Below are 25,627 nucleotides of genomic sequence, written 5' to 3'. Positions count from 1 at the left end.
CAGTTAAATATAAATCTTATGACAAAAGGGTTAAATTATTTCAACAATATTCTAATTATATTGTTACTATCGACAATTTCAGCGAGTTGCCAAGAGAAAATTGTTGATATAGAAGAATTACAAGAACATGATGGTGTTTTTTATAGAGTCAATTCAAAAACCCCATTCACTGGAAAATGTACTTCATATTATCAAAATGGACAATTAAAAATAGAAGGAAATCTAAAAAATGGATTGATGCATGGTGATGCGAAATTTTACTATGAAAATGGACAGCTTGAGGTAGAAGGAACATACATTGGAGGTAAAGAAAATGGAGTATTCAAATTATATTATGAAGATGGACAATTGATGAGAGAAGAGACATACATTGAAGGTAAAAAGAATGGAGTATACAAGTCATATTATGAAAATGGACAACTTGAAAGAGAAGAAACATACATTAGAGGTAAGGAAAATGGAGTATTCAAATTATACTATGAAGATGGACAATTGATGAGAGAAGAAACATACATTGAAGGTAAAAAAAATGGGGTACACAAGTCATATTATGAAAATGGACAACTTGAAAGAGAAGAAACATACATTGGAGGTAAAGAAAATGGAGTATACAAATCCTATCATAAGAATGGGCAATTGGTAACAGAAAGAATATATAAAGATGGGAAATTAGAAGATGGGATATACAAATCTTACTATGAAGATGGACAATTGATGAGAGAAGAAACATACATTGGAGGTGAAAGAAATGTAGTATCTAAGCTCTACTATAAGAATGGGCAATTGGAATATGAAAGTACATATAAATATGGAGAGTTAGAGGGAATATGTAAAAGCTATTTGGAAAATGGACAATTGAAAGAAGAAGGAACATACATTGGAGGTAAAAAAAATGGGATATTCAAATACTATGATAAAAATGGGTTGAATAAAGAAAAAGCATATAAAAATAATAAATTGGAGGGTATGAGTAAGAGCTATTGGCCTAATGGACAATTGAGATTTGAAGATACATACATTGGAGGTAAACAGAATGGAGTATCTAAGTCTTACTCATGTGATGGAAAACTGACAAATGTTGCAATATTTAAAGATGGGAAACGAGAAAGATAAAATCTAAAAACTATGGAAGACATTATGATTTTTAGAAAATTCCAAATCATAAACATTGTATTATCAACGCATCACATATTTGCATTCTAGAAATCATTAGCGAAAATATAATACATTGACAATTAGTTAATTATGCGTTTCTATTTAGTGGTAATTAAATAGAAATACACTAATAGACGTGTCAAAATACTCATTAAATATCCTCATTATCAGAAGGTTTATTAGGAATAGTTTCCCAATAAGCCTTCATTTTCTGACTAATTTTCTGCTTTGTCTCATCACTTTGAGTTCGTCCATAATTGGGGTTTAAAATTCCTTGCTTCTTAATTGACATCTTTGTTTTGGTAGCCTCACTTGCCTCTCTGAATAATCGTTTTGCCATATCTCTGTTACTATTATTTTCATTATACTTGACTTTTTTCTTTATTGAACTATATTTATATATAAATATTAAGAAAAATGGAAAAAGACAGTTTTAGGTCGAAGAAAAAGAAACTAAAAAAAGGAGAATTCCTATTATATTATGTTGATGGGCTGAACCATATCGATAATAAACTGAATACAGATTATATTATATCCCAACATATAAAATATTCAAAGTTCACAGATGAAGAAAGGGAATTTTGCCATAATTATGAGAATACCCCTAAAGATTTTATTATTGATAGTAATAAGTCTAACGAAGAACTTACAATAGATGATATATCAGAAAGGATGAACCTTGCACTAGCAAAACAAGAGAAAGAATGGAAATATAGCGAAATACAAAGAAAATTGGATTTAAAACCAATAGGGAGACAACATAAAACGAAATTACATCACAAATTCAATTACCTTATCCATCTATTTTGTTCAAGGTGTACCAATAATGAAAATGGATATACCAAAGTCAATTCAGAACTATTAAAAGATATCATTGGAAATGACTATAATATAGCTTTATATACTTTGCTTAGAATTGGGTTTATTGACACTGATGGGGCTTATACCATTGGAAAGAGTTCAAGGGCATATCGTATAAAGGATAAATATATATCCTCCATAAAAACGAAACCTGAATCCAATGTAACAATCAAAAAATATATTTATAAAGGTTACGAACAATTTGAAGCATATAAAAGAGCTAAATTCAATCGTTTATCTGACAGGGATAAGTTTATAGTTGAGAGATATGATAATTGCTTGCTAAGGCTTAAAATGGCTTTTACTGATGAATGTGAGAAATTCATATATAATAACAAAGAATATGAGCAAAATAAACCTATTCAAAAAGAATATTATCTAAACATATATAACAAATATACCTATCAGGAAAATGGCCCTTTTACAATAAATAAAATTGATAATGATAACAGGATATATCATATTCTTACCAATACCCCAAAAGATTTAAAACAATTTCTTAATATTAAATTCTCCATAGATATAAAGAACTCACATCCATTATTATTGAATAAACTATTATTAATATATTATTCTGATAATGAATTATTTAATAATATTGTAAATAAAGATATCAATATATATAATATACTTATATCCAATAATAATCTTTCTACCCATTATGTTTATGAGAATCCACATAATAAATTAATAAACAACAATATAGATAAATTATTGAATGATATTCCTAATATTCCTGTTGATGTAAAGAAGTATATCTATAAGACCTCACAAGGACGTATGTGGGAGGAGCTATTAGAAGCTTGCAAATCACAAGGATTGGAAGCCCTTGACAGAGGCGAGTTAAAAGCCCAAATGTTTGCAGAGGTTTTCTATTCTAAAACAAAAACGATGGCTTATAAAGAATATGGTAAGGTTTTCAAATCCATATATCCCAATGTATATAAAGTTATCAATGAATTGAAGCCAAAGGGAGATGAAACCAAGTTAAGCCATATTATTATGAAGATGGAGAGCGAATTATTCTATCAAATCTTAGAAAGTATATACAAGGAAACAGGATATGATGCTATCAATATACATGATGCGATTGTGATACTCGACACACCCAATAATGAGAGTTGTAACCACAATGAAATAGAAGCGATAATGAAAGAGATTTATAATACTTATAGCCTGTTTCCAAGCTTTTCTATTGAATTGTATAGCAGACCAAAGAAACTTGTTAGAATAGCTCAAAATGGCTTAATATAGTTCAAATATATTTACCCTGACACTTTGGAAAATTTAGTATGTCGACAAACAGACAGTAATCCATAGTTCATAAGCACCCCATAGCTCAATATGTTTTACCTAGGTGGATACAGGAGTCTTACTTATATATAGGGGGGATGTAGCATACAAAAATATACCCCACAGTGTACCCCAAAAAGAAAAATCCACTGATAAATTACTAATTATCAATGGATTATCTGTTGTAAAATGTGGTCCCACCTGGGCTTGAACCAGGGACCCCCTGATTATGAGTCAGATGCTCTAACCAACTGAGCTATAGGACCTGATTTTCGGCGGTTAACCCGAAATCGGTTGCAATATTACTGCTTTTCGACGAATTGAGCAAACTTTTATCAAGAAAATTACAGATAATATTAACGGAAGTCCGCTATCTACGCTGTTTTTCTGTTACTTATAAGCGACAAAGCTATGTAAAACAATACAGCCCCCGCAATACCCAATATAAACGAATGAAGCACGACCTCGGCTGCGATAAGCATTATTATAGTACCTATCACCAGAATATAGCGATATTCATTCCCTGCAAACTTCAAATTCTTTATCTTAAATGCAAACATCGGGATTTCCGATACCATCAGCAAAGAGAACAAGACAATGCCAAACAGCACCGTATATATCAGCATAGCACTCACCACAGGCATATTGGCAAGACCATAGCTAAGGCTTATCCAAAACATTGCATTTGCAGGTGTATTCAATCCCATAAACGAGCTCGTTTGCCGTGTATCTACATTAAACTTGGCCAGGCGCATAGCCGAAAATACTGTAAGCAAGAAAGCTACATATGGCAAATATGCAACAACGAACGCATTGCCCGAAATTACATGCATATTCATCGACAGGAATGTAAATACAGCAATGGCCGGCGCTACCCCAAAGCTAACCATGTCTGCCAGCGAATCCAACTCTTTACCCAATGGCGAATAAGCTTTGAGCAAGCGCGCAGTAAAACCGTCGCAAAAGTCGAAAATAGCGGCAACAATAACCCATGCCACGACACAAAGGAATTTCCCGTGGAAAGCCATTACAGAAGCAATACATCCCGAAAGCAAGTTAAGGGATGTCAGGGTATTCGGTATATAGTTTTTCATTCTCAATCAGGGTTTAAATTTTGCAATAACAGTTTGGTTGCCTGTTACTTTTTGATCCATCTCCACCAATATCTCAGTGCCGAGAGGCAGATAAACATCAACCCGCGAGCCTAGCTTGATAAAACCCAGATGCTCGTCGATATGAGCCACTTCCCCTACCCGAGCATAGGTAACAATGCGGCGGGCCATAGCCCCTGCCACCTGACGCAGCAATATCTGATGCTTGCCGTCTTCGGTTTCCATTACCACGGTCGAGCGTTCGTTCTCGGTACTCGATTTTGGCAGGTACGCAGCCATAAACCTCCCGTCGTGATGCTTAGATTCCAACACTTTCCCGTTTATAGGATACCAGTTGGCATGCACGTTGAACGGCGACATGAATATGGAAACAAGCAGGCGTCTATCGTTAAAATATTCACTTTCATACACTTCCTCTATTGCTACAATCTTCCCGTCTGCCGAAGCCACAACAATGTCCTTGGTCTCGCCCTTGAACCGGCGGTACGGGCTACGGTAAAAGTTGAGGACTATCAGAAACAGGATCAACGATATCCCCCCTATGAAATAAGAAAGTACAGACTGATGGAAAAAGTACCACAATGCCCCGTTTAGCAAGGCAAGGATAATGAAGTATGTTACTAAAACATCGCGTCCTTCGTGATGAACTTTCATGTTATTATTTATATAAATATACCATTGTGAGTTGCAAAAATATCTTTATTTAGTGATATATACAAATTTGCTTTCCTAATTTTTAACCGTAAAACGACCAGCATCTATCTCACCTTTCACTTTCTACGCTGTGGCTTCTATTCCTTATTTATGAGAAAACTAAAGTGTGAAAAGTAGGGCAAAGGCAATGATCGCTACAAAAAGCAGCATTTACCCATCCAAAATAGGCATTATATACAACAGGGCTAACGCATGAAAAAATGATATTCCAGTTTTGACTACTGTAGGGGCGAATTATCATTCGCCCGAAATAGAAAAAAATCTGCGGGCGAATGATAATTCGCCCCTACGAAGCTCGGAATTGAGTTTGGATAAATTTTATGCGTTTGCTCTATTATATACAATAGGCTTTTAATACATCAAAAAATCAATGACTTCGCAAATGGCCAGTAGATATCAGCTAAAAAGCAACACCTCTCAATTTAATTCCAACAACTTTATCTATACCATACAGACCCTAAAGCTATTAAATAATAAAAGAACCACAATATGCAAAACAATGAAAAATGTGTTCAAGTGTTACTTTTTAGAGAGATACAAGATGCCAGTAGACGAGTAAACGGGTTGGTTTCTTGTAAAACATGAACTTGTATCTCGTATCTTGTTTACTTGTATCTAAAGAAAAGGTAACAAGGAAAAAGTAATGAAAAGATGTTACAAGTGTTACTTTTTGGAGATGCAAGGTGCCTGTAAACGGGTTGGTTTCTTACAAAATTATGAACTTGTATCTCGTATCTCGTTTACTTGTATCTAAAGATATTGCTAATTGATGGCTGTTGGCCGATAACTGAAAGGTACACATACTACATGAGAGATATTTATTTATCTTTGTAACTTCATTTATTGCATAAAACATTTGAAAACAAATATCAACGTGTATGTCTGAAAGTAATTTAAACCCCGAAGAACCAAAAAAGAGCCTCAATTTTATAGAGGTGGCAGTGGAAAACGACCTGAAAGAAGGAAAGAACGATGGCCGTGTCCAGACGCGTTTCCCGCCGGAGCCGAATGGTTATTTACACATAGGGCATGCAAAAGCTATTTGCATCGACTTTGGTATTGCCAAAGAGTATGGAGGTATCTGCAACCTGCGTTTCGATGACACCAATCCCGTGAAAGAAGACGTGGAATATGTAGATTCTATAATGGACGATATAAAATGGCTGGGCTACAACTGGGCGAACGTTTACTACGCATCCGACTATTTTCCTCAGCTTTGGGATTTTGCCGTGCAGATGATAAAAGACGGCAAGGCTTATGTTGACGAACAATCGGCAGAAGAAATAGCCAAACAAAAAGGTACGCCTACGCAGGCAGGCACAGAAAGCCCGTTTCGCAACCGCCCGGTAGAGGAAAACCTCGACCTGTTCAACAAGATGAACAGCGGCGAACTGGCTGAAGGCAGCATGGTGCTTCGTGCCAGGATAGACATGGCTGCGCCTAATATGCATATGCGCGATCCTATTATGTACCGCATAATACACCACCCGCACCATCGCACAGGCAACAAATGGTATGCCTATCCCATGTACGATTTTGCACACGGGCAGTCCGACTATATAGAAGGTGTGACCCATTCGCTGTGTACCCTCGAATTTGATGTGCACCGTCCACTTTACGACTGGTTTATCGACCAGTTGGCAACCGGCGATTACCGCCCGCATCAATACGAGTTCAATAAGCTGCAATTTACTTATACCCTGCTAAGCAAGCGCAACCTCAGGGCGATGGTAGAAGAAAACATCCTCTCGGGATGGGACGACCCGCGTATGCCTACCATCAGGGGATTCCGCCGCAGGGGATATACCCCTGAGTCGATCCGTATACTGATGGATAAGATAGGTTACACCAAATATGACGGGGTGAACGATATCGGGCTTTTGGAACATTCCATACGCGAAGACCTGAACAAGATAGCAACCCGTGTTTCGGCAGTGCTCGACCCTATAAAACTCGTTATAACCAACTACCCGGAAGGGCAAACAGAGGTGATGAGCGCCCAGAATAATCCTGAGGACGAAAATGCAGGAAACCATAATATTACATTCTCGCGCGAACTGTTTATCGAACGCGACGACTTTATGGAAGATGCTCCTAAAAAATACTTCCGCCTGACTCCGGGCAATGAAGTACGCCTGAAAAACGGTTACATTGTGAAATGTACAGGTTGCAAGAAAGACGAAAACGGAAACGTAGCAGAGGTATATGCCGAATACGACCCGTTGACAAAAAGCGGTATGCCCGATAGCGGACGCAAGGTGAAAGGAACTATCCACTGGGTATCGACCGAAGATTGTTTCGATGCCGAAGTGCGCCTCTACGACCGCCTGTTTGTTGTAGAAAATCCTGCGGATGACGAGCGCGATTTCAGGGAGTTGCTTAACCCCGATTCGCTGAAAATACTGAAAGGTTGTAAGATGGAGGCTTACCTCAAGAATGCGAAAGAAGGGGATAAGTTCCAGTTCCAACGTACAGGATATTTCTGTATAGACAAGGATTCTACTGCCGGCAACGTTATATTCAACCGTACGGTATCGCTGAAAGATTCGTGGGCTAAGGCTAAGGTGAAGTAGGGGGGTACTCTGCTTTATATAGCCTATACTCCGTGGGGCGAAGCTCAGGGTAAACGCATGAAAAACAGGAATACTATTTTTCATGCGTTTACCCTGTGAACTTTGTGTAAAACTTTGTGTTCTTCGTGGTTAATTTTTTTTACTATAAAGAATACGGAGTTTTACGCCATATATTTTGGTAAACAATTGATTGCGTACTGTTCTTTATCTCGAACTCACATTATTTCTTACATAGAAACTGTATTTTTATCAAGAGCGATTATCTATATAATGAGGAAAATATTATTAGAGTCTGTTTAAATTTTATAGCAAATCTTTTTTATAGCTATTTGACTCGCCTTCGCTTCGTCGATTTTCAATTTTAGATGGATTTTTCGTGTTTTACTTGCTGGTTTAGCGGGCTAAACCGAGAGTAAAATGTGGAAAATACGCTAAAAAGAGCATAAGAAAGTTGCTAAGAACTATACTAAAGAACCTATAAGAAATATTTTCGCTAAAATTTAAACAGGCTCTTAGTTATTAAAAAAAATATTTTCCTGTTTCCTTTTAAATCGAAACAAAAAACAAAAAATAGAAAGAATTAGAAAGTTAATATTTCTTTTTGGGTGTATTTTAAAAAATATAATTATATATTTGCATTTAAATGAAACCTTAAAGAGATAATAACATGAATTATTCACATTTTTTACGTGGCATTGCTTTTGTTTTCTTGCTTTTTGTAATATCGGGTTTGCAATCGCAGATAAACATAACGCCAAAGCCACTTAAATTGACCGAGAAAGAGGGGCGGTTTACCTTAAAGACGGATACCCGGCTTATCGTGAAAGATAAAAACGCGGAAAAAGTGGCTTCCTTCTTCGCTGCCAAAATAAATAAATCGACAGGATATAACCTTGCAATACAAAAGGACGGAAGCGGCGCAAATTGCATCCGGCTCGAGATTGCATCCGGTATTCCCGTAAACCACGAAGGATATTTATTCCAATCGGACAAAGACGGGATAACCATTAAAGCCAAAACCCCTCAGGGCTTATTCTATGGTATGCAGACACTCCTGCAATTGTTGCCTGCCGAAATAGAAAGCCCGGTAGCAGCAAAAGGTGTTGAGTGGAGTATCCCTTCGGTTGATATAACCGACGAACCCCGGTTCGAATACAGGGGGCAGCACCTCGATGTTTGCCGTCATTTTGCAGATGTAGATTATATAAAGAAACAACTGGATGTTCTTTCCCTGTTCAAAATCAACAAATTCCACTGGCATCTGACCGAAGATCAGGGGTGGCGCATAGAGATAAAGAAATATCCGAAGTTGACCGAAATATCCTCGAAACGAATGGAGAACGAGGGTTTCGAATATGGTCCGTATTTTTACACGCAGGAAGAAATAAAGGAGGTAGTAGCCTATGCCAAAGAGCGTTTCATAGAGGTGATACCCGAAATAGAGCTTCCGGGGCATGCTGTCGCCGTGCTGACTGCCTATCCCGAATATTCGTGCACGGGAGGTCCTTTCGAAGTGCGTAATATATGGGGGATATCCAACGATATATTTTGCGCTGGCAACGAAGCTACTTTCAGCTTTCTCGAAGACATAATAAAAGAGGTGATGCCGCTGTTCGAAAGCGAATACTTTCATATCGGAGGTGATGAAGCCCCGAAAACCAGATGGAAGAAATGCCCGAAATGCCAGGCGAAGATCAAAGAGTTGGGATTCACATCAGATAACGAGCATAGTGCGGAAGAACGCCTGCAAAGCTACTTCATACAGCGCATAGAAAAATTCCTGCTGAAGAACGACAAAAAGCTGATAGGCTGGGACGAGATACTCGAAGGGGGGCTGGCTCCTACGGCCACCGTTATGAGTTGGCGTGGAGAGAAAGGGGGAATTGCCGCCGCCAACATGGGGCATAATGTAATAATGACGCCAAACGATTGGCTATATCTCGACAATTACCAGGGCGACAGGAAGGTGTTCCCTGTATGCAACCGTCGCGATGTGCCTTTGGCGAAAACCTACAGCTACAATCCAGTTCCCGCTGCACTGTCAACCGATAAGCATCGGTATATCTATGGTGTACAAGCCAATGTGTGGTCGGAATATATGTACACTACCGATATTATGGAATGGTGTACATATCCGCGTATCCTGGCCTTGGCCGAAATAGGATGGACAGCCGACGAGAATAAGGATTATACCGATTTCGAACGCCGGCTCGAAAACCAGCGCACCCGCCTCGATATGCACGGTGTGAACTATTACATACCTGTGCCTCAGCAGAAAGGTGTACCATCATGCAATTTTGTGGCCTTTACCAATACTGCCAAACTGGAGTTTGAGACTACCGAGCCTGTAAAGATGGTATATACAACAGACGGATCGGAGCCCCATGCCAAGTCGCAGGTGTATGAAAGGCCTCTGTACTTTACTGTAAATACGAAGCTGAAAGTCAGGTCGGTACTACCTTCGGGGAAGATGGGCGATGTAAGAACCATTGTTGTAGAGAAACAAAGCCTCCTGCCTGCAACAGCTCAGGAAAAACCATCGGGGCTGAAAGTGGACTATTATAAGGGGCTACATCGTAGTGTGTCTGATCTGGATGGCAAGCAGCCGGACGAAACCGGGAACTTAGACGCACCGCAAAGTGCAAAGTATGTGTATAAGCGAAATTCAGACCTCACGCCTGACAAATTTTGCAGTACTGTTGTCGCAGGCTATATGAATATACCGCAAGATGGCGTATATTACTTTGCTACCGATGCCGGGCAGTTCTGGATTGGTAACCAGCTTCTTATCTCCAACGAAGGGGAAGTGAAACGGCATAGCCGTGCCGACAGGTCTATTGCATTATCGAAAGGATACCATGCGATAAAATTAGTTAAACTGTCGGGTATAATTGGTGGCTGGCCTACTATCACGGAGAAACTGACGCTAAATATAAGACCGGAAGGGGTAAGTGAGTTTAGGGAGATGGATGCTTCTTGTTTCTAATCGAAGCTATTTTGCTTTCATTATCCAGCCTTGGAAGTTCTTTTTGTGTTAATTTATTTTGCATTTTGTTTTATATTACTATATTTGCGCAATGCCTAAGACAGAACAATGAAAGACAACCTGTATCGAAAGAACCTTAAATCCAGAGTAAGCCTGATTTTAATTGACCAACAGAGATTAAACAAGCTTAATATTTTCTTGTATATATATTCCCTTTCCCGTAACAACGGGGGGTTACTTTTACGAACCGTAACTAATATATACTAAGTATTTTATGATGTATCACATATTAATGTCAAAATTTTAACTATGAAAACTGCCTGTTTTGGACAAAAGATTCCTCTTGTCGGAGGACTCATTTCCACATTATTTATGATGTTTTCTTTTTCGTTGCTTTTCATATCGTGCGACGATGATAAGGAATATGGGCGTGGAGAGTTTCTTATCGTTTCCGAAACGAAAGAAAAAGAAGCTACTTCAGGAGTCTATTGTAAGATAGAGGGAGGAGAAGACACCCTCTATGTATTTTCTAATGTCGATTATAAATTATTCTTTCAAACTGCCGACAAAGACGAGGAATGGATAAAGGTGCTTAGTTCAGATTACCTTTCCGACATTCAAGCCACCAGGATAATACTAGAGGTCAGTCCGCGAGGCGATGATCTTGTAAAGCGTACGGGTGTCATGTCTTTTTCGTCGGAAGAAAACTTCTTAGGACAGTTTGTATCTTTCAATCAGGGATTCAACACCCGCCTGAAAGAAGATTTTACATGGTTGCGCTATGGCACAGCCAGTCCGTTCGACGAAAGTAAAGAAACCCTTATCGAAAATTGGACAGATGTACAAAAAGCATATGGCTGGAAGTCTACAACAGCCGATGGCAACACTTCTGCCTACTGCTACGGAAAAAGTGGCTATGTGAAATTGGGGCAGACTTTTAGCGGAGCAGACCTGATATCTCCATATACAAATGGCGTGATTAAAGACACAATATTAATGTTGTCTTTCGATGCCGTTGCCTACGTTTCGGAGATGGGGGTTAAAGACAATAATACACTTACAGTAAATATTCTCGATGGCGGGGAGTTTGTCGATGGCACTACATCCAAAACCATAGATATCGGCTATTACGACCATACCAACCGCGATGTGCCGGGAACAATGTGGAACGACGCCAGATACCATATGCTGATAGTCAGCAGGGAATCGAACCTGTTTACAGGCGATACCCGTGTGCAGTTTGTTACAGGCAACGACATAACTACAGGCACTCTCAATCGTATGTTTATCGACAATGTTTCCTTGTATATTATAGATGAAAAGTCTTACTATCTAGCTGAAGAAAACATCATACCTTAAAGTACTAATTTAGATAAAACAACAAGTATGAAAGTATTATTTAAAATAAGTATAACCTGCTTATTATTAGGGCTCGCCTTTGCCTTCACAGCTTGTGAAGACGAGGACGTGAACGCCCGGAAAAGCGGACAAAACCGGAGCTATTCCATCTCTGTAGGTTCCGGATCGGGTTCTGCTAGTTTCAATATCTCGGCAAACAGTTCGTGGAACTTGTCGATGGATGCAGCCACCGAGAGCTGGGCTTCTATCCAAAGTGGTACGTCCGGCAACGGAAACAGTACCATAGAAGTCAACTACACCGAAAACAAAAGCTTCAACCGTTTAGGGCGCATATACATATCCATCCCCGATGTATCGGTAGTAGATACATTATACCTGAGGCAATTCGGGCAGCTGCCTGTTCTCGAATTTGTTGCCAAAGAATTTGAAGCACATGGCTTTGGTGCAAAGGCTATAATGCAGGTAAGCACCAATCTGCCCGACGACCTGAAAGACAGAATCTCTCTCGAAGTAGATTATAAAAGCGAGGTTAAAGACTGGATCACCGATTTTGGCCTTACCCAAGACCTTACTTCGGCATCTTTCACTGTTACCAAAAACGCTTCCTCTTCCGACCGCACAGCAAACGTAAATCTGGTATTTACCGATGAATGGGGCGAAAAGCACATATCATCGTGCATGGTAATACAGTCGCGCCAAGGCGGAACCGAAAACACACAGGATGTCAGCTTCGAAACAGTAAGGGCATTGATAAGTGCCTCGTCAGGCTCTATCGAAATCACAGACGATATAAGCATCAGCGGCTTTGTAATCAGCGATTGCGAAAATCCGAATGTAGCAGCAAACCCGAATATTACGACCTCTACTATCAATTATGATGCAAACTACACCACTGCTTACGTGCAAAATGCAGCGGCGCAATATGGATTTGCCCTGACTACCGATACCAAAGATGCAAATATAATGCATCGGTACGACAACCTTAAGTTGTGGCTCAAGGGGCTTATGCTGGTTAAGGAATCGAACCCCGAACGTTACACAATAAAGGGTATAACAAACATCAATTATATCACTCTCGATGCGGGTACAGCATCCAATCTTGCCAAAAAAGAAAAATATATCAACGACCTGACCGATGCCGACCTCTATACATTCGTCACGCTGAAAGATTGCGAACTGCCAATCCGCAAAGGGCCGTTTACCCCTATCAACGAAGGTTATGGCGTAGCCTATGCCGTTTACCGTGTAGATATGTATCCTCTGGTTATAAGAGATAGCAAAGGCGGAAGTTCGCACCTGATGACGAATCTCGGATGCCCATACCGCCGCGATGGAAGCGTTCTCCCTCAAGGTTCGGGTGATATATCGGGTATAATAGTACACGAAAAATACGAACGTTTCGACCTTGGAGGCGATATCGGGAAATACCAGATACGCCACCTCACCCGCGAAGATATCAATGTAGCACAAAGTGCCGACAACAGTTTCTCGAAGGTGATATGCGAATGGACTAAATTTCAGGGTACATCTAAGATTGTTACGCCTACATCGGGTAGCGGAGAGCTCAGCCAGACTTACTCAACCGGCAATATCTATGGCACTCAGGATTATACTTATCTGGGCCCAATCACCGGAAAAACGGCAGACGACAACAAGGGAGTCATTCCTTCCGCTCAGGGACAAGGCATTGCCAAAACATATTGGTGGAACGGCACATCCGGCGAAAGCTGGGTGATTAAATTCTCTACCAAGGGGATAAGTAGCAGCCAGCTATCGCTACAGTTCACAGCTTTCCACAACGGACTGGGCGCGCCTCGCTACTGGACAATAGAGACTTCTACGCATGGCAATCAGAGCGGTGTGTGGGACAAGGTAAAAGACTATACAGTGCCCGATGTAGTACAATGGAGCAATACATTGTATAATCAGATCAGCGGATTGAAGAATATCGACGCATCATTGCCAGCATCCTTAATGGGACAAGAAAATGTATATGTACGCCTGCGTGTAACTCAAAATAAGGCAGGTACGGCAGCTTCTTACGACGGTACTGCTATCAACAACGCAACAGCAACCGTACTCTCTTATGTATCTGTACGCTATAATAAATAAATATAAAGGAACACCTAATGAAAAAGAGAACTAACATATTTAGGCAGAAGGTACAACGTTGTACCATGTTTCTGGCTATGTTTCTTTTAACATCTTTGGTATATGCCCAGAATATCACTATAACGGGTAATGTGAAAGACGATGATGGCGAACCCCTGATAGGGGCGACAGTCGTAGTTAAAGGAAACGCACAAAGAGGAACGATCACCGATGTAGATGGAAACTATTCCATACAGGCTTCACCCAATGCCACTTTGGTATTCAATTATGTAGGCTATATTTCTCAGGAGACTAAAATCGGCAACAAGACAAAGATTGACATTGTCATGTACCAGAACAAAGACCGGGAATTGCAGGAAGTAGTAGTAATCGGGTACGGCGAAGTAAGCAAGAAAGACCTTACCGGGTCGGTGGTCAGTGTCAAGATGTCCGACATCAAGGACGTTCCGGTTTTGTCTGTCGACCAGGCATTACAAGGACGTGTAGCCGGAGCCGACATCATGGCTACAACCGGCGAGCCGGGAGCTGTTACCTCTATCCGTATCCGTGGTACACGCTCTATTACGGCAAACAATGAGCCGCTTATCGTGGTCGATGGAGTAATGGATGCCGTCAGCGACCTTGGCGATATCAACTCCTCCGACATCGAATCTATTTCCATACTGAAAGACGCGTCTTCTACGGCGATCTACGGGTCGAGAGGTAGCAATGGTGTTATTATCGTTACCACAAAACAAGGTAGGAAAGGAAAACCCGATATCACATTCAAGGCAGATGTAGGATTCTCGCAGCTACCACGCAAACTAGATATTATGGATGCTTCGGAATTTGCGCAGTATCGCAACGACTACGCCTACTTTGCTACATCCGACAATTACGGAGAAATAGGGCCCGAAACCCCACAATCGGAATATCCGTATCCCGATCCGTTCAAGTATGGAAAAGGAACAGACTGGATAGACGAAATATCGCAGACAGCCCCCTATCAGAATTATAACATCTCGTTGGCCGGAGGTTCCGAAAAAACGACCTATTATGCTTCATTCTCGTACAACGACACCCGAGGTATCATCGAACGAAGCGGTGTGAAGCGTTATACCGGACGCCTCAACCTCGATCATCAGTTATTCAAGTGGATGAAGGTAGGGTTCAACGGGAACTATACCTTCCGCGACCAAGACCCCAATCTGGTTACAATCGGGGGAACAAACTGGTGGAATGCAGCAATCTATCTGAATCCTTTGCTCGATGCCAAGTCTTCTTTCAACAACCTGTGGTATAGCGGACAGAAATATAATTCGCCACGCTCGTACCTGGACCTCGTTACACGCAACCAGAAGAGCCACAATACAAATTATAGCATCTATGCCGAAATCACTCCCCTCAAAGGGCTGCGATTCAAAACACAGGGAACATATTACAAGTACGAACGAAACATCTTCCAGTACGAACCGGGAACAATGCCTGCCAAAGCCGAAGATGAAGGAGGTACAGCCTACAGGGGCGAGTATCATAAAACAAATTTACTGATAGAGAATACCCTATCGTACAAAACATCTTTCGACAAAAAGCACAATATAGATGTTATGGGAGGGCTTACCTCGCAGCGATGGGAAGGTAACAACCTCACCTTGCAAGGCAAAGGCTACCAGTCGGACAAAATAGGCTGGAACGACATGGGGGGTATTCCCGATAAAGAGAACTATACGGCAACCTCTTCTTTCGTAGATGGAGGTAAGACATCGCTGCTCACCCGCCTCAATTACAACTTTAAGGAAAAATATTACATAACCTTTACTGCACGTGCCGACGGAGGCTCCAACTTTGCCGACGACCACGAATGGGCATTCTTCCCATCGGGGGCATTGAAATGGAATATTACGGGAGAAGATTTCATGAAAAACGTGAAATGGATAGACGAAGCAGCCATGAGGATAAGTATGGGGCGGACAGGAAACGATGGTATTTCCGAATACCTGTCGCTGGATAAATTGACATCGACCACCGGAGGTTATCTCTTTGGCGGAAAACAACCTGTAGCTTTCTACCCTTCGCGCATGAAGAATAAAAAGCTCACATGGGAAAAAACAGATGTATATAACCTCGCTTTCGACTTGTCGTTCTTCAAAAACAGGCTGAATATAACTGCCGAAGGTTACCTTTCGTACACAAAAGACCTCCTGCTCAACCTACAGTTGCCTACACAGACAGGGTATAATCAAACCCTTAAAAATATCGGCGAGACCTCGAACAAAGGGGTGGAACTGAGCATAGAAACAAAGAATATAATAGGTGCAAAATTCTCTTGGCTTACATCTTTAACCCTGTCGCACAATAAGCAAATGGTGGAAGATATAGGAACAAGCGACTTTGTGAAAGCATACTCGGCCTATGGCAACAACAGCTATATGATGTACGGTTATGTAAAAGGCTATCCGCTGAATGCCCTATGGGGATTCAAATATGCAGGCACATGGAAAAACAAGGATGAGATAGACCGCAATAAGACCACCAAGGCTTACATATCGCCTACTCCTGCCCTTTACGATCCCGGATGCGCACGCTACCTGGATGTAAACCACGACGGGGTGATGAATGAGAACGACCTTGTTTACCTGGGCAATGCCGACCCTTGGCTGCACGGAGGTATCCAGAATACATTCCATATATTCGATTTTACGCTGGGTGTTTATTTCAACTATTCGTTAGGCGGCAAAATATACAACATATCGGAGCAATGGATGGGTAACGGCTCGCCATATACCAACCAGTACCGCTTCATGCAAAACGCATGGCATCCCGTGCGCAACCCCAATTCTGATATCCCGCGTGCAGGCAGCAACGATGGTATAGCTTCCGACCGCATGGTTTACGATGCTACATACCTCCGCCTGAAAAACATATCTATCAGCTACGATTTCGATTTGCGCAGGATCACCAACAACGTGATAAGGAGTTTGCGGGTAAGTGCCAGTGGCGAAAACCTGTATGTATGGAAGAAATATAACGGTTTCGACCCCGACGTATCTTCCAGCAGCAACAACTCCACGCTGCGCCGTGTAGATATCGGAGCATACCCGAAACCGCGCACTATAATCTTTAGCCTTCAGGTGAAATATTAACAATAAGTAAAAGAAAGTACTTAATGATACATTATTCCAAATCTAACCAGTTGATGTATTTAATCTTAACAAAATAACAAATAGGTCTGAGACCTTAAAGAATAGCAAAGATGAAAGCAAATATAAAAAATACGATATTACTTGCGCTGATAGCTATTGTATGTGTACTCCCTTCTTGTTCGCTGGAGGAAAACGCTCCGTTCGACAATATGGATAGCTTCTATAAAACCGAAGGGCAGTGCGTATCGGGATTAAACTCATGCTATATACCGCTCAAGTCGATATATACCTACACATACCTTATAGCGATGGAAGGCGTCACCGACCTGATGAGTATTAAATCGGGAACACTGGATGCACAGTTGAACATATCTCCCGCACAGCCCCGTTTCGGACAAACGATGTGGACACAGGGCTACAAGGGAGTCATGTATTGCAATGCTGCAATAAAAGGGATAGAAGGCGCGCCGATAAGGGAAGACGTAAAGAAAGAACTGTTGGCCGAGGGCATTATTCTCAGGGCTTATTACTACTGGTTCCTCACTTCCACCTTTGGCGACGTGCCATTCTATACCGAACATGTAGACGATACCAATATCGACCAAATTGCTGTTCTGGGGCGTATGTCGGCCGTAGATACCCGCAATTACCTGATAAAAGAACTGCAAGACCATGTTCCCAATATGAAGCAGATACGCTCCAGCGATATAGCCGACAACCGCATAGGCGCGGCTATGGGCTGGATGATAATGGGTAAGCTGGCACAATGGAACAAACGCTGGGATGTAGCCCGCGATGCGGTGGATGAACTCGAAACCATATACGGCGATCTCAACCAGTATTCATTAGACGATATTATGCTTCGCAATAAGAATACGCCCGAATCTATTTTCGAAATACAATTCTCCTACTCCGAAACAGGGCTGAAGGTAACCACCAATGCCGCCTGTATCTGTACACCAAGCCGTTCAAGCGGATTTACTTACGACGGCATAGAGATTACCGAACTGGGCGATAAAGCTACTACATGGACAGCCATGCGCCCCAATGCCTATTATTTCCAGTCGATAATGCCGAAGAAAAGTGTAGACAAGCGCAAAGACCTCAATCTGGCTTGGGAATACAACGGCAGGCAGTTCAACAGCACAGCCTCCATACCTTGGCCGGGCCCTAAATTCTGGTCGCCGGGGATGTTCAATACTGCCGATGGAAACAACCAGAAGGTATTCCGCTATGCCGATGCCCTGCTGATGCAAGCCGAGAACTATATGGAATTGAACAATCCCGACAAATCTGTCTATTACCTGAATCTGGTGAGGGATAGAGCCGGACTGGCATCTTATGTATTCAAAAACTGGGATGCCCTCAGGGAAGAAATTCAGAAAGAACGCGGGCGCGAACTCTTGGGGGAATACCAGCGCAAATACGACCTTGTACGCTGGGGGATCTGGTATCAGATGACATACGACTATACCGATTATGCATCGGTAAAGAACAATATCCTTCCTTGCCACGAATACTACCCGATACCCGACGTAGAGGTTATTTATTCGAAATACAATCTTGACAATAAAGCTTATAAAGCTTATGGTATGTAAAAACAAAATCTATAAGGAGATGAATCATATGAAAAGATATATCAAAAAAGCCGTACAGGTTTTCATACTAGGGCTTCTTGTCTTCAACTTGTCTGGTTGTAGCGACGACGACATACTGTTGTCGGTGTCGCCCGGAGAAGATACCAGTAATGGAGAATCGTTGCGCCTTATCAGCTACAATATACTCGAAGGTATGAAGCTGGATAAAACCAATAACTACGACAACTTTGTAGAATGGCTCAAAAGCTACGACCCCGATATCGTAGCCTTGCAGGAAGCCAACGGATTTACGCAGGAGTCGCTCGAAAAACTGGCTGCACGCTACAATCACCCGTATGTGATAACCAACGTGAAAGTAGGAGATAATTATCCCGTAGCATTGACATCGAAATACCCGCTCGAAAAACGCAGGCGGGTTACCAAGCATGTTTCGCACGGCTGCATCTTTGCATCCATCAAAGGAGTCAACCTTGTCGTTACCCACCTTTGGCCGCAAGGCTACTGGCATCAGGATGGTGATGGGCTGGGGACGGAATACCGCCTGCACGAAATGGGTATATTCCTCGACAGCACGATCAACAAATTCCCGATGGAACCGAAATGGTTGCTGATGGGCGACTTCAATGCCATGTCGCGCATCGATATGGATGGCATGGACAACCCTCAGGGACGCGACTACCGCGTACACGATATGATAATGGATGCCGGTTTCTCGGATGCTGTGCGCCACCTGCACAATTACTTCCACCGCACTACGCCTACTGTGTATGGCGGATGGACAGCCGGACGGAAAGGTACACGCATCGACTTTATATACGGCACTGACGCCATGCTGCGCGATGTCACTAAAGCGGGGGTGATATATGACGATTTCACCGATAATTTTTCAGACCACTATCCTGTGATGGTAGAATTCAGGTATTAACAGATAAAGACTAAGATTGATGAAAGCAATATCTATAAACGACATATTGAAAAAGTATTTCAACCGGATACTATGTGTGCTGGTAATACTTATGGGCTCGTTTACAAGCTGCGAAGACGATTCGGATATGGATTTATCGCTGGCAGTAAACTCCAACAGCGTGAAGTTGCCTGCGGCGGGCGGGCAAACCCATATCATGGTATATTCCACCGGAGAGTGGAATGCCGAGTTTGCTGCTCCTGTAAACTGGGCCTCGATAAACAAACTGATTGAGAAAGGAAACAGTTCGGTGCTGCTGTCTTATGCACAGAATTTCGGCGCTCCGCGCAAACTGGTTATCAACCTGGACAAGGCTGATGAATCGGAAGAAATTGTAGTAGTACAGGAAGGGATAACTCCTGAACTGAAATTCCCTGTTACGAAATACACACTGCCTAAAACTGAGTTGCCAACAAGTATTCCGCTGACTACAAATCTCAAGCACGACCTTGCCGATATACAAGTCAGCATATTGTATGACGACGAAACGTCGGAAGATTGGATATCAGAATTTAAGGTTACCGAAAAAGCATTTGAGTTTTACGCCCTCGAAAACAATCTGGGCGAATACCGCAGTGCCCGCGTCACATTGAAATTTGTCGATGGATTCGACCAAAGTTATACTACATACGTGGATATAGGGCAAACGCTCGACCCGGCAACAGTAGATCAGGAAAGGAATGTTACCGACCTCACCAAATTCGAAGCATCAGCTTCGGTAATGTTGAACGGCAATATAGCCCCTAGCCTGATTTTCTTCGATCAGAAAGTGGAATACCTGAGCGGAGCCGGCTGGATATCGAATGTTGAGGTAATCAACAACAAGCTTACATTCGATGTTGCAGCCAATGAATCGGGTAGCGACAGGTCGGCAAACATCGTTCTTTCGCTGACCACCAATAAGGGACAAACCTTCAAGATAAAACATGTAGTGAACCAGTACGCCACATCGTACACCACCTACTCCTTCGACGACCTGCGCGCCCTGATACCGGGAGCTACGGGAGAGCTTCAGATCAGCGATGCAATGGCAGGATTGACAGGTATTGTTATCAGCGATGCTGCCAATCCGAATATGGAAACCAATCCGAACACAGCATTTAATAAGATTGATTTTACAGAAAACGAAAAGACCGCCTATTTGCAATCTCTTGACGGGAAATATGGTATCCGTATAAAACTATCTACAGCCGAGGATAATACACTTAAGCGTTACAGTAAGGCAACAATAGCTTTGTCGGGGCTTACACTGGTAAAAGAATCGAACCCCGAACGTTATACACTGAAAGGCGTGACAACGGGCAGCATACTGGAAGCCATACCGGGTTCATCGGGAGATTTGGTAAAGAAAGAAAAGTATATTGCCGACCTCACTGACGATGACGTTTACACCTATGTGACACTGAAAGATGTAGAATTCTCTGTTCCTTACGGTTCTTACCTGAATACCAATACAGGCTATGTAGCCAATACAACATGGAATACAGGTGGGGTATCTGCCGGAGGAGCTTACCTCGATGCCGTACCAAGTACGCTTATCGATAATAAGGGTAGCAATATCAACTTCGTGATAAATGCGAAAGTACCGTGGTACAAAAATACATTACCGAAAGGATCGGGAACACTAAGCGGTATTATTGTCTATACCAAGCTTATCCGGTTTGGGAATAATGACGGCGATGTAGGCCGCTACCAGATACGCGTACTCGACGAACAGGGAGTTTCCCTTTCCGGCACTACCAAAAACACTACATTAGTAGAGTGGAACTGGATAAAGAACGGAACCGATATCAGCGCAGCAGGAGCCGTGCAAAAAGACGTTAACGGATTCGTAATGCCGGCTATAGGGACAGGAAAACTGCATTGTACGGCAAGTACAAGCACAGGCTTAGGTTCTCAGCCTATCTATTTTCCTAATGCAGCAGCAAAAGGCGGTATAAACAGTGCCATGCACTATACGGCCAAATGGTGGAATGCAAGTACGAATAAGGGTGAAGCATTTGTCTTCAATTTCTCTACGGCAGGCATCACCGGCAGCAACTTTACTATAAACCTCACACAAGGTGCAGGTTCGGGTACGGCAGCTACAATGGCATTCCCTGCATACTGGCAGATAGAATACTCTACCGATGGTGTAAACTATACCGTATTGCCTAATTCTACCTACTGCGTACGTCCGTTGGGCTGGTGGGGTGGCACATTGCAGTTTGTAAACCTGGGGCTGGTAAACCGTTCGTTCGTATTGCCTTCTTCCCTCTTCGGAAAAGACAATGTATATGTTAAGCTAGCCGCTAAGAGTAATGTTTGCGCTACCTCTACAGGAGCCGAAAACGGAACACTCGATGCAGATAGCCCGACAGTAAATGTGCGTCTTGGATTCGTGTCATTTAAGTATAACAAGTAAAACATAACTATTATGATAAGCAATATATTCAGGTCAAGAGTAATAAACCCGGCATATCTCATTTTGCCGGGGCTGCTCGCCTTCGTTCTCGGCGCTTGTTCTATGGATGATGGCGATGATATCGATATGTCGGAATTAGGAGCTACTAATTCGGAGTACATCGTTCCGGCTCAACCCGGTGAAGTACAGGTACAGGTATATTCCAACACAACTTACAACCTCACCTTTGTAAACGATACGGATTGGGCTTCTTTTCCCGAATCGCAGATCTCGGGCGACGGCAATTTCACTGTTTCGTATAATGCCAATGTAGGTTTCCCGCGTATGTCAGCTATCCTGATAGATGCGCCTTCCGTTGGCAGGCAAGACACCGTTTACCTGAAACAAAGAGGTGCTATCGAGCCTAAGATGGACTTCAAGATGACAAGCCAGACAGTAATGGGCGATGGCGGGCGCATAGAAGCCGAACTGGACACCAATATCGAATTTGCCGATATGGAAATCAAGGTCACCTATTCCAACCAGGACGGGGTGGAATGGATTCACGATAATTTTGCGATAGAAGGCGGCAAACTGATAATGACAGCCGACAACAACCCGTCGGAAACCTCGCTGCGCAATGCAAGAGTAGAATTGGTATATGTGGACGGATGGAAGCAGAAAATAGTTTCCAGCCTGTTCCTTACGCAAGCCAATGCAAACAACCTTTTCGGTGTTGAAGCATCTTTCCCTGAAGTAAGGGATCTGGAAGGCGGCAAGGTGAATAGCGACATTTACATCGAAGGGTATATAATAAGCGATGCTGCCAGCCTCAATGTTGCCGATTGTCCGCAGACTACCAATACTGCTATCGACTATACGGTTAACGACAAAACGGCTTATATACAAAGCATAGACGGACGTTATGGCTTCCGCCTGGTGGCAGCTACGGTGGCCGACAATATATTTACCCGCTATAGCAAAGTAAAACTGTTGCTGAAAGGCACGAGCGTAACTCTGGATACAGACCCTAACCGTTATTCCATCACAGGCATCACGTCCGATATGGTAATGACTTCGGAAGCAGGAACGTCAGCCGACCTTGTGAAAAAAGAAAAATACATGGGCGACCTCACGGACGACGATATATATACATACGTAACGCTGAAAGACTGCGAGTTTCCTATCCGCAAAGGCTCGTTCACGCCTATCAACGAAGGATACTCCACAGCCTTCAATGCTCATCGTATAAGCAAATTCCCTCTATTGATGCGCGATATACAAGGTAACAACATGTTCTTGCTTACCAATACCAAATGTCCGTACCGCCGCGATGGTTCTACCCTGCCTTATGGTTCGGGTACGGTTGCGGGTGTCGTCGTACACGAAACATTCAGCCGCTTTGCCTACGAAGACACCGGCGATGAGGAGACTTATGGGCAAATAGGCCGTTACCAGATCAGGCATATGGCACGCGAAGACATTACACTGGCGGCAAGTTTCGACAATAGCTTCTCAGGATTTGTCACAGAGTTCCGCTATTATAATGTAGAAAACGGTGTATTGTTGCCTACCACGGGAACCAACGGACGCATAACAACTACCGCCGCCGGAAAAGTGATCGGCGTGACCAGCGACTACTCGTATCTGGGGCCTGTCGGCGCAGCAAATATTGGAAACTCTAACGGAAACGGTGTAATCAAAGACGATGGTTCTAAGCTGAGTACAAGCACTTCTACCAACTCCGATGGAAAAGGTAGCGTGCATACTTCCGACAACTCGGCATGGAGCCTCAACTGCGAATGGTGGAATTACGACCGCAACGAAGGCGAATCGTGGATGCTCGAAATGGCGACTACAGGTATATCTACCAATAAACTCTCGTTGCAGATAGCGACTATGAACTGGACTGTAACCGGGCCGCGCTACTGGGATATAGAATGGTCTACACACGGCAACATCGACGGCCAATGGACCAAACTCTATACATATGCCACTCACGAAGCTCCGGTATGGGCTAATACGGCTCTCTTCCAGTTGCCGGGATATAAGAACATGGACTTCCCGCTACCTTTGGATATGTTGGGCAAGGCGAAAGTATATATCCGCTTCAAGGTTGCGAAAAATTTGTGCAGCGATGGTTATGCTTATGCCAATACTCCGATTACGGCGGCATCGAGCAACGCGTTCAGCTATGTGGCAGTACGTTATAATAAATAAAAGCGTTCTTTAGATAGTTATAAGTTGCTAAGAACTATATTAAAGAGCCTATAAGAGATATTTTCGCTAAAATTTAAACTGGCTCTTAAAAGGATATATAATTATTGACTCGTTTAAACATTAAAATATGAACAAAAAGACCATTTACCTATTACTACTCTCATTGCTCTGCGCAGCCGGAGCAATGAGTCAAACCACTCAGAAGCATCCTCTCAAGCTGAGGATAGGAACATATAATGTAGGGCATTTCAACCAGGGTAAGCTGGGAGGCTATCAGGGTGAAGATGTGCAGGAAGAGCTTCAGCGTTGGCGCAACTGGATAAGCGCGCAATCGATGGATATATTCATTGTCAACGAATGGAACAGCAAGTTCGACAAAGGCGGCACGGTAGACGCTACGGAAACCCTTCTCAAACCGTTGTACAACAATGTCTATTTCGGCGATGAAAACAAGTGGATATACAACGGCATAGCTACCAACTACGAGTTGACCAACATCCGTCAGGTGACATGGCATGCCGATTATTACGCACTTGTTGCCGACCTCAAAATCGGTAAGAAAATCATTACCATCATGTCTACCCACATTCCGTGGAAAAAGGAGCATCATCCCAAAGCGATAAACGACATGATAGCCGAAATGAAGAAATACGAATACCTGATTTGCATGGGTGATATGAACGCTCCCGATGCCACGCAACTACGTTTTCAGGAAGAGGGCTTCAATATAGCCAATGGAGGCTATCAGGGTTTTATGTGCACCGCGCCCGGCAGCAAGGCAAAAGGACGGACTAAGGATATCAGTATTGATAACATTTTTACATCGAAAAACATAAAAATATTGAATGCATCGGCTCCAAGTGCAGGGCTGACCGAACAGGATCATTATCCCGTGCTGGCCGATGTAATCATTACATGGTGATCTGAGTATTAGATTATTTGCAAAACCGACAGAGAGTTGCACAGGTGGGGAAGCAGCTCTCTGTCATTTTTTTTAGTAACTGTTTAAATTTTATTCATTCTAATTTTTAGAACTGTTTTAGAGATAATTTTTTCATGCGCGAAGTGATAGTAGCGGGCTACTTGAGCTGAGCGAAGGGGGAAATTAGCCGAAAACAGACTGAAAATGAATGAAGAAAAAGTAATAATAAAGTATTCGTATAAAATTTAAACAG

General features: G+C 42.5%; 15 protein-coding genes and 1 tRNA gene. 12 read left to right on the top strand and 4 right to left on the bottom strand.

Going from position 1 to position 25,627, the window contains the following annotated elements; genetic code table 11:
* The first annotated feature begins 18 nt into the window (after nt 1–18).
* Nucleotides 19–1,113 (top strand): toxin-antitoxin system YwqK family antitoxin, encoded by a 1,095-nt coding sequence (locus tag D0T57_RS07105; protein WP_163272293.1) that lies wholly within the window; start codon nt 19–21, stop codon nt 1,111–1,113.
* Nucleotides 1,114–1,306: 193 nt separating this feature from the next.
* On the opposite strand, the gene D0T57_RS07100 is transcribed toward D0T57_RS07105, so the two are convergent.
* The gene (locus tag D0T57_RS07100) at nt 1,307–1,495 is read right to left on the bottom strand and encodes an NUMOD3 domain-containing DNA-binding protein (protein ID WP_163272291.1); all 189 of its coding nucleotides are present in this window, start codon (nt 1,493–1,495) and stop codon (nt 1,307–1,309) included.
* 77 nt (nt 1,496–1,572) lie between these two features.
* Here D0T57_RS07100 and D0T57_RS07095 point away from each other — a divergent pair, with 77 nt between their 5' ends.
* Nucleotides 1,573–3,270 carry a hypothetical protein gene (locus D0T57_RS07095; protein WP_163272289.1) on the top strand — a complete coding sequence of 566 codons (1,698 nt, stop codon included), beginning with the start codon at nt 1,573–1,575 and terminating at the stop codon, nt 3,268–3,270.
* A 231-nt stretch (nt 3,271–3,501) separates the two neighbouring features.
* Here the strand turns inward: D0T57_RS07095 and D0T57_RS07090 are convergent.
* From D0T57_RS07090 to D0T57_RS07080, 3 genes are all read right to left on the bottom strand, one after another.
* Nucleotides 3,502–3,575: transfer RNA gene (locus D0T57_RS07090), tRNA-Ile, on the bottom strand.
* A 108-nt stretch (nt 3,576–3,683) separates the two neighbouring features.
* On the bottom strand, nt 3,684–4,403 hold the full coding sequence (locus tag D0T57_RS07085; RefSeq protein ID WP_163272287.1) for a phosphatidylcholine/phosphatidylserine synthase: 720 nt from the start codon (nt 4,401–4,403) through the stop codon (nt 3,684–3,686).
* A gap of 6 nt (nt 4,404–4,409) precedes the next feature.
* Nucleotides 4,410–5,075, bottom strand: a complete 666-nt coding sequence (locus tag D0T57_RS07080) for a phosphatidylserine decarboxylase family protein (protein ID WP_163272285.1) — start codon at nt 5,073–5,075, stop codon at nt 4,410–4,412.
* A 938-nt stretch (nt 5,076–6,013) separates the two neighbouring features.
* Between D0T57_RS07080 and D0T57_RS07075 the strand changes: the two genes are divergently transcribed.
* The 10 genes from D0T57_RS07075 (at nt 6,014) to D0T57_RS07030 (ending at nt 25,374) form a co-directional block, all read left to right on the top strand.
* On the top strand, nt 6,014–7,708 hold the full coding sequence (locus tag D0T57_RS07075) for a glutamine--tRNA ligase/YqeY domain fusion protein (protein WP_163272283.1): 1,695 nt from the start codon (nt 6,014–6,016) through the stop codon (nt 7,706–7,708).
* Between the two features lie 667 nt (nt 7,709–8,375).
* The gene (locus D0T57_RS07070; RefSeq protein ID WP_163272281.1) at nt 8,376–10,694 is read left to right on the top strand and encodes a family 20 glycosylhydrolase; all 2,319 of its coding nucleotides are present in this window, start codon (nt 8,376–8,378) and stop codon (nt 10,692–10,694) included.
* Between the two features lie 309 nt (nt 10,695–11,003).
* On the top strand, nt 11,004–12,053 hold the full coding sequence (locus D0T57_RS07065) for a hypothetical protein (RefSeq protein ID WP_163272279.1): 1,050 nt from the start codon (nt 11,004–11,006) through the stop codon (nt 12,051–12,053).
* Nucleotides 12,054–12,080: 27 nt separating this feature from the next.
* Nucleotides 12,081–14,165, top strand: coding sequence for a BACON domain-containing protein (locus tag D0T57_RS07060; protein WP_163272277.1), 2,085 nt, complete (start codon nt 12,081–12,083; stop codon nt 14,163–14,165).
* Nucleotides 14,166–14,182: 17 nt separating this feature from the next.
* Complete coding sequence (locus tag D0T57_RS07055; protein WP_255490530.1) at nt 14,183–17,287, top strand: TonB-dependent receptor; 3,105 nt, start codon at nt 14,183–14,185, stop codon at nt 17,285–17,287.
* Nucleotides 17,288–17,397: 110 nt separating this feature from the next.
* Entirely contained in the window at nt 17,398–18,885 is a 1,488-nt protein-coding gene (locus D0T57_RS07050; protein WP_163272275.1) for a RagB/SusD family nutrient uptake outer membrane protein, read from the top strand.
* Between the two features lie 28 nt (nt 18,886–18,913).
* On the top strand, nt 18,914–19,810 hold the full coding sequence (locus tag D0T57_RS07045) for an endonuclease/exonuclease/phosphatase family protein (protein ID WP_163272273.1): 897 nt from the start codon (nt 18,914–18,916) through the stop codon (nt 19,808–19,810).
* 19 nt (nt 19,811–19,829) lie between these two features.
* Entirely contained in the window at nt 19,830–22,253 is a 2,424-nt protein-coding gene (locus D0T57_RS07040) for a BACON domain-containing carbohydrate-binding protein (protein ID WP_163272271.1), read from the top strand.
* 12 nt (nt 22,254–22,265) lie between these two features.
* A complete protein-coding gene (locus D0T57_RS07035) occupies nt 22,266–24,452 on the top strand; it encodes a BACON domain-containing protein (protein ID WP_163272269.1) in 2,187 nt (728 codons plus the stop codon).
* A gap of 127 nt (nt 24,453–24,579) precedes the next feature.
* A complete protein-coding gene (locus tag D0T57_RS07030) occupies nt 24,580–25,374 on the top strand; it encodes an endonuclease/exonuclease/phosphatase family protein (protein ID WP_163272267.1) in 795 nt (264 codons plus the stop codon).
* Nucleotides 25,375–25,627 lie beyond the last annotated feature (253 nt).

Origin of the sequence: Dysgonomonas sp. 511 (assembly GCF_010501105.1) — a bacterium.
In the GTDB taxonomy this organism is placed as follows: domain Bacteria; phylum Bacteroidota; class Bacteroidia; order Bacteroidales; family Dysgonomonadaceae; genus Dysgonomonas.
This window is presented reverse-complemented; position numbering and strand designations above follow the sequence as displayed.

What these genes read in the sequence shown, in the direction of transcription:
- D0T57_RS07105 (WP_163272293.1), top strand. Translation starts at nt 19, where the DNA reads ATGACAAAAGGGTTAAATTATTTCAACAATATTCTAATTATATTGTTA.
- D0T57_RS07055 (WP_255490530.1), top strand. Translation starts at nt 14,183, where the DNA reads ATGAAAAAGAGAACTAACATATTTAGGCAGAAGGTACAACGTTGTACC.
- D0T57_RS07045 (WP_163272273.1), top strand. Translation starts at nt 18,914, where the DNA reads ATGAAAAGATATATCAAAAAAGCCGTACAGGTTTTCATACTAGGGCTT.
- D0T57_RS07040 (WP_163272271.1), top strand. Translation starts at nt 19,830, where the DNA reads ATGAAAGCAATATCTATAAACGACATATTGAAAAAGTATTTCAACCGG.
- D0T57_RS07075 (WP_163272283.1), top strand. Translation starts at nt 6,014, where the DNA reads ATGTCTGAAAGTAATTTAAACCCCGAAGAACCAAAAAAGAGCCTCAAT.
- D0T57_RS07085 (WP_163272287.1), bottom strand. Translation starts at nt 4,403, where the DNA reads ATGAAAAACTATATACCGAATACCCTGACATCCCTTAACTTGCTTTCG.
- D0T57_RS07035 (WP_163272269.1), top strand. Translation starts at nt 22,266, where the DNA reads ATGATAAGCAATATATTCAGGTCAAGAGTAATAAACCCGGCATATCTC.
- D0T57_RS07030 (WP_163272267.1), top strand. Translation starts at nt 24,580, where the DNA reads ATGAACAAAAAGACCATTTACCTATTACTACTCTCATTGCTCTGCGCA.
- D0T57_RS07070 (WP_163272281.1), top strand. Translation starts at nt 8,376, where the DNA reads ATGAATTATTCACATTTTTTACGTGGCATTGCTTTTGTTTTCTTGCTT.
- D0T57_RS07065 (WP_163272279.1), top strand. Translation starts at nt 11,004, where the DNA reads ATGAAAACTGCCTGTTTTGGACAAAAGATTCCTCTTGTCGGAGGACTC.
- D0T57_RS07100 (WP_163272291.1), bottom strand. Translation starts at nt 1,495, where the DNA reads ATGGCAAAACGATTATTCAGAGAGGCAAGTGAGGCTACCAAAACAAAG.
- D0T57_RS07080 (WP_163272285.1), bottom strand. Translation starts at nt 5,075, where the DNA reads ATGAAAGTTCATCACGAAGGACGCGATGTTTTAGTAACATACTTCATT.
- D0T57_RS07050 (WP_163272275.1), top strand. Translation starts at nt 17,398, where the DNA reads ATGAAAGCAAATATAAAAAATACGATATTACTTGCGCTGATAGCTATT.
- D0T57_RS07095 (WP_163272289.1), top strand. Translation starts at nt 1,573, where the DNA reads ATGGAAAAAGACAGTTTTAGGTCGAAGAAAAAGAAACTAAAAAAAGGA.
- D0T57_RS07060 (WP_163272277.1), top strand. Translation starts at nt 12,081, where the DNA reads ATGAAAGTATTATTTAAAATAAGTATAACCTGCTTATTATTAGGGCTC.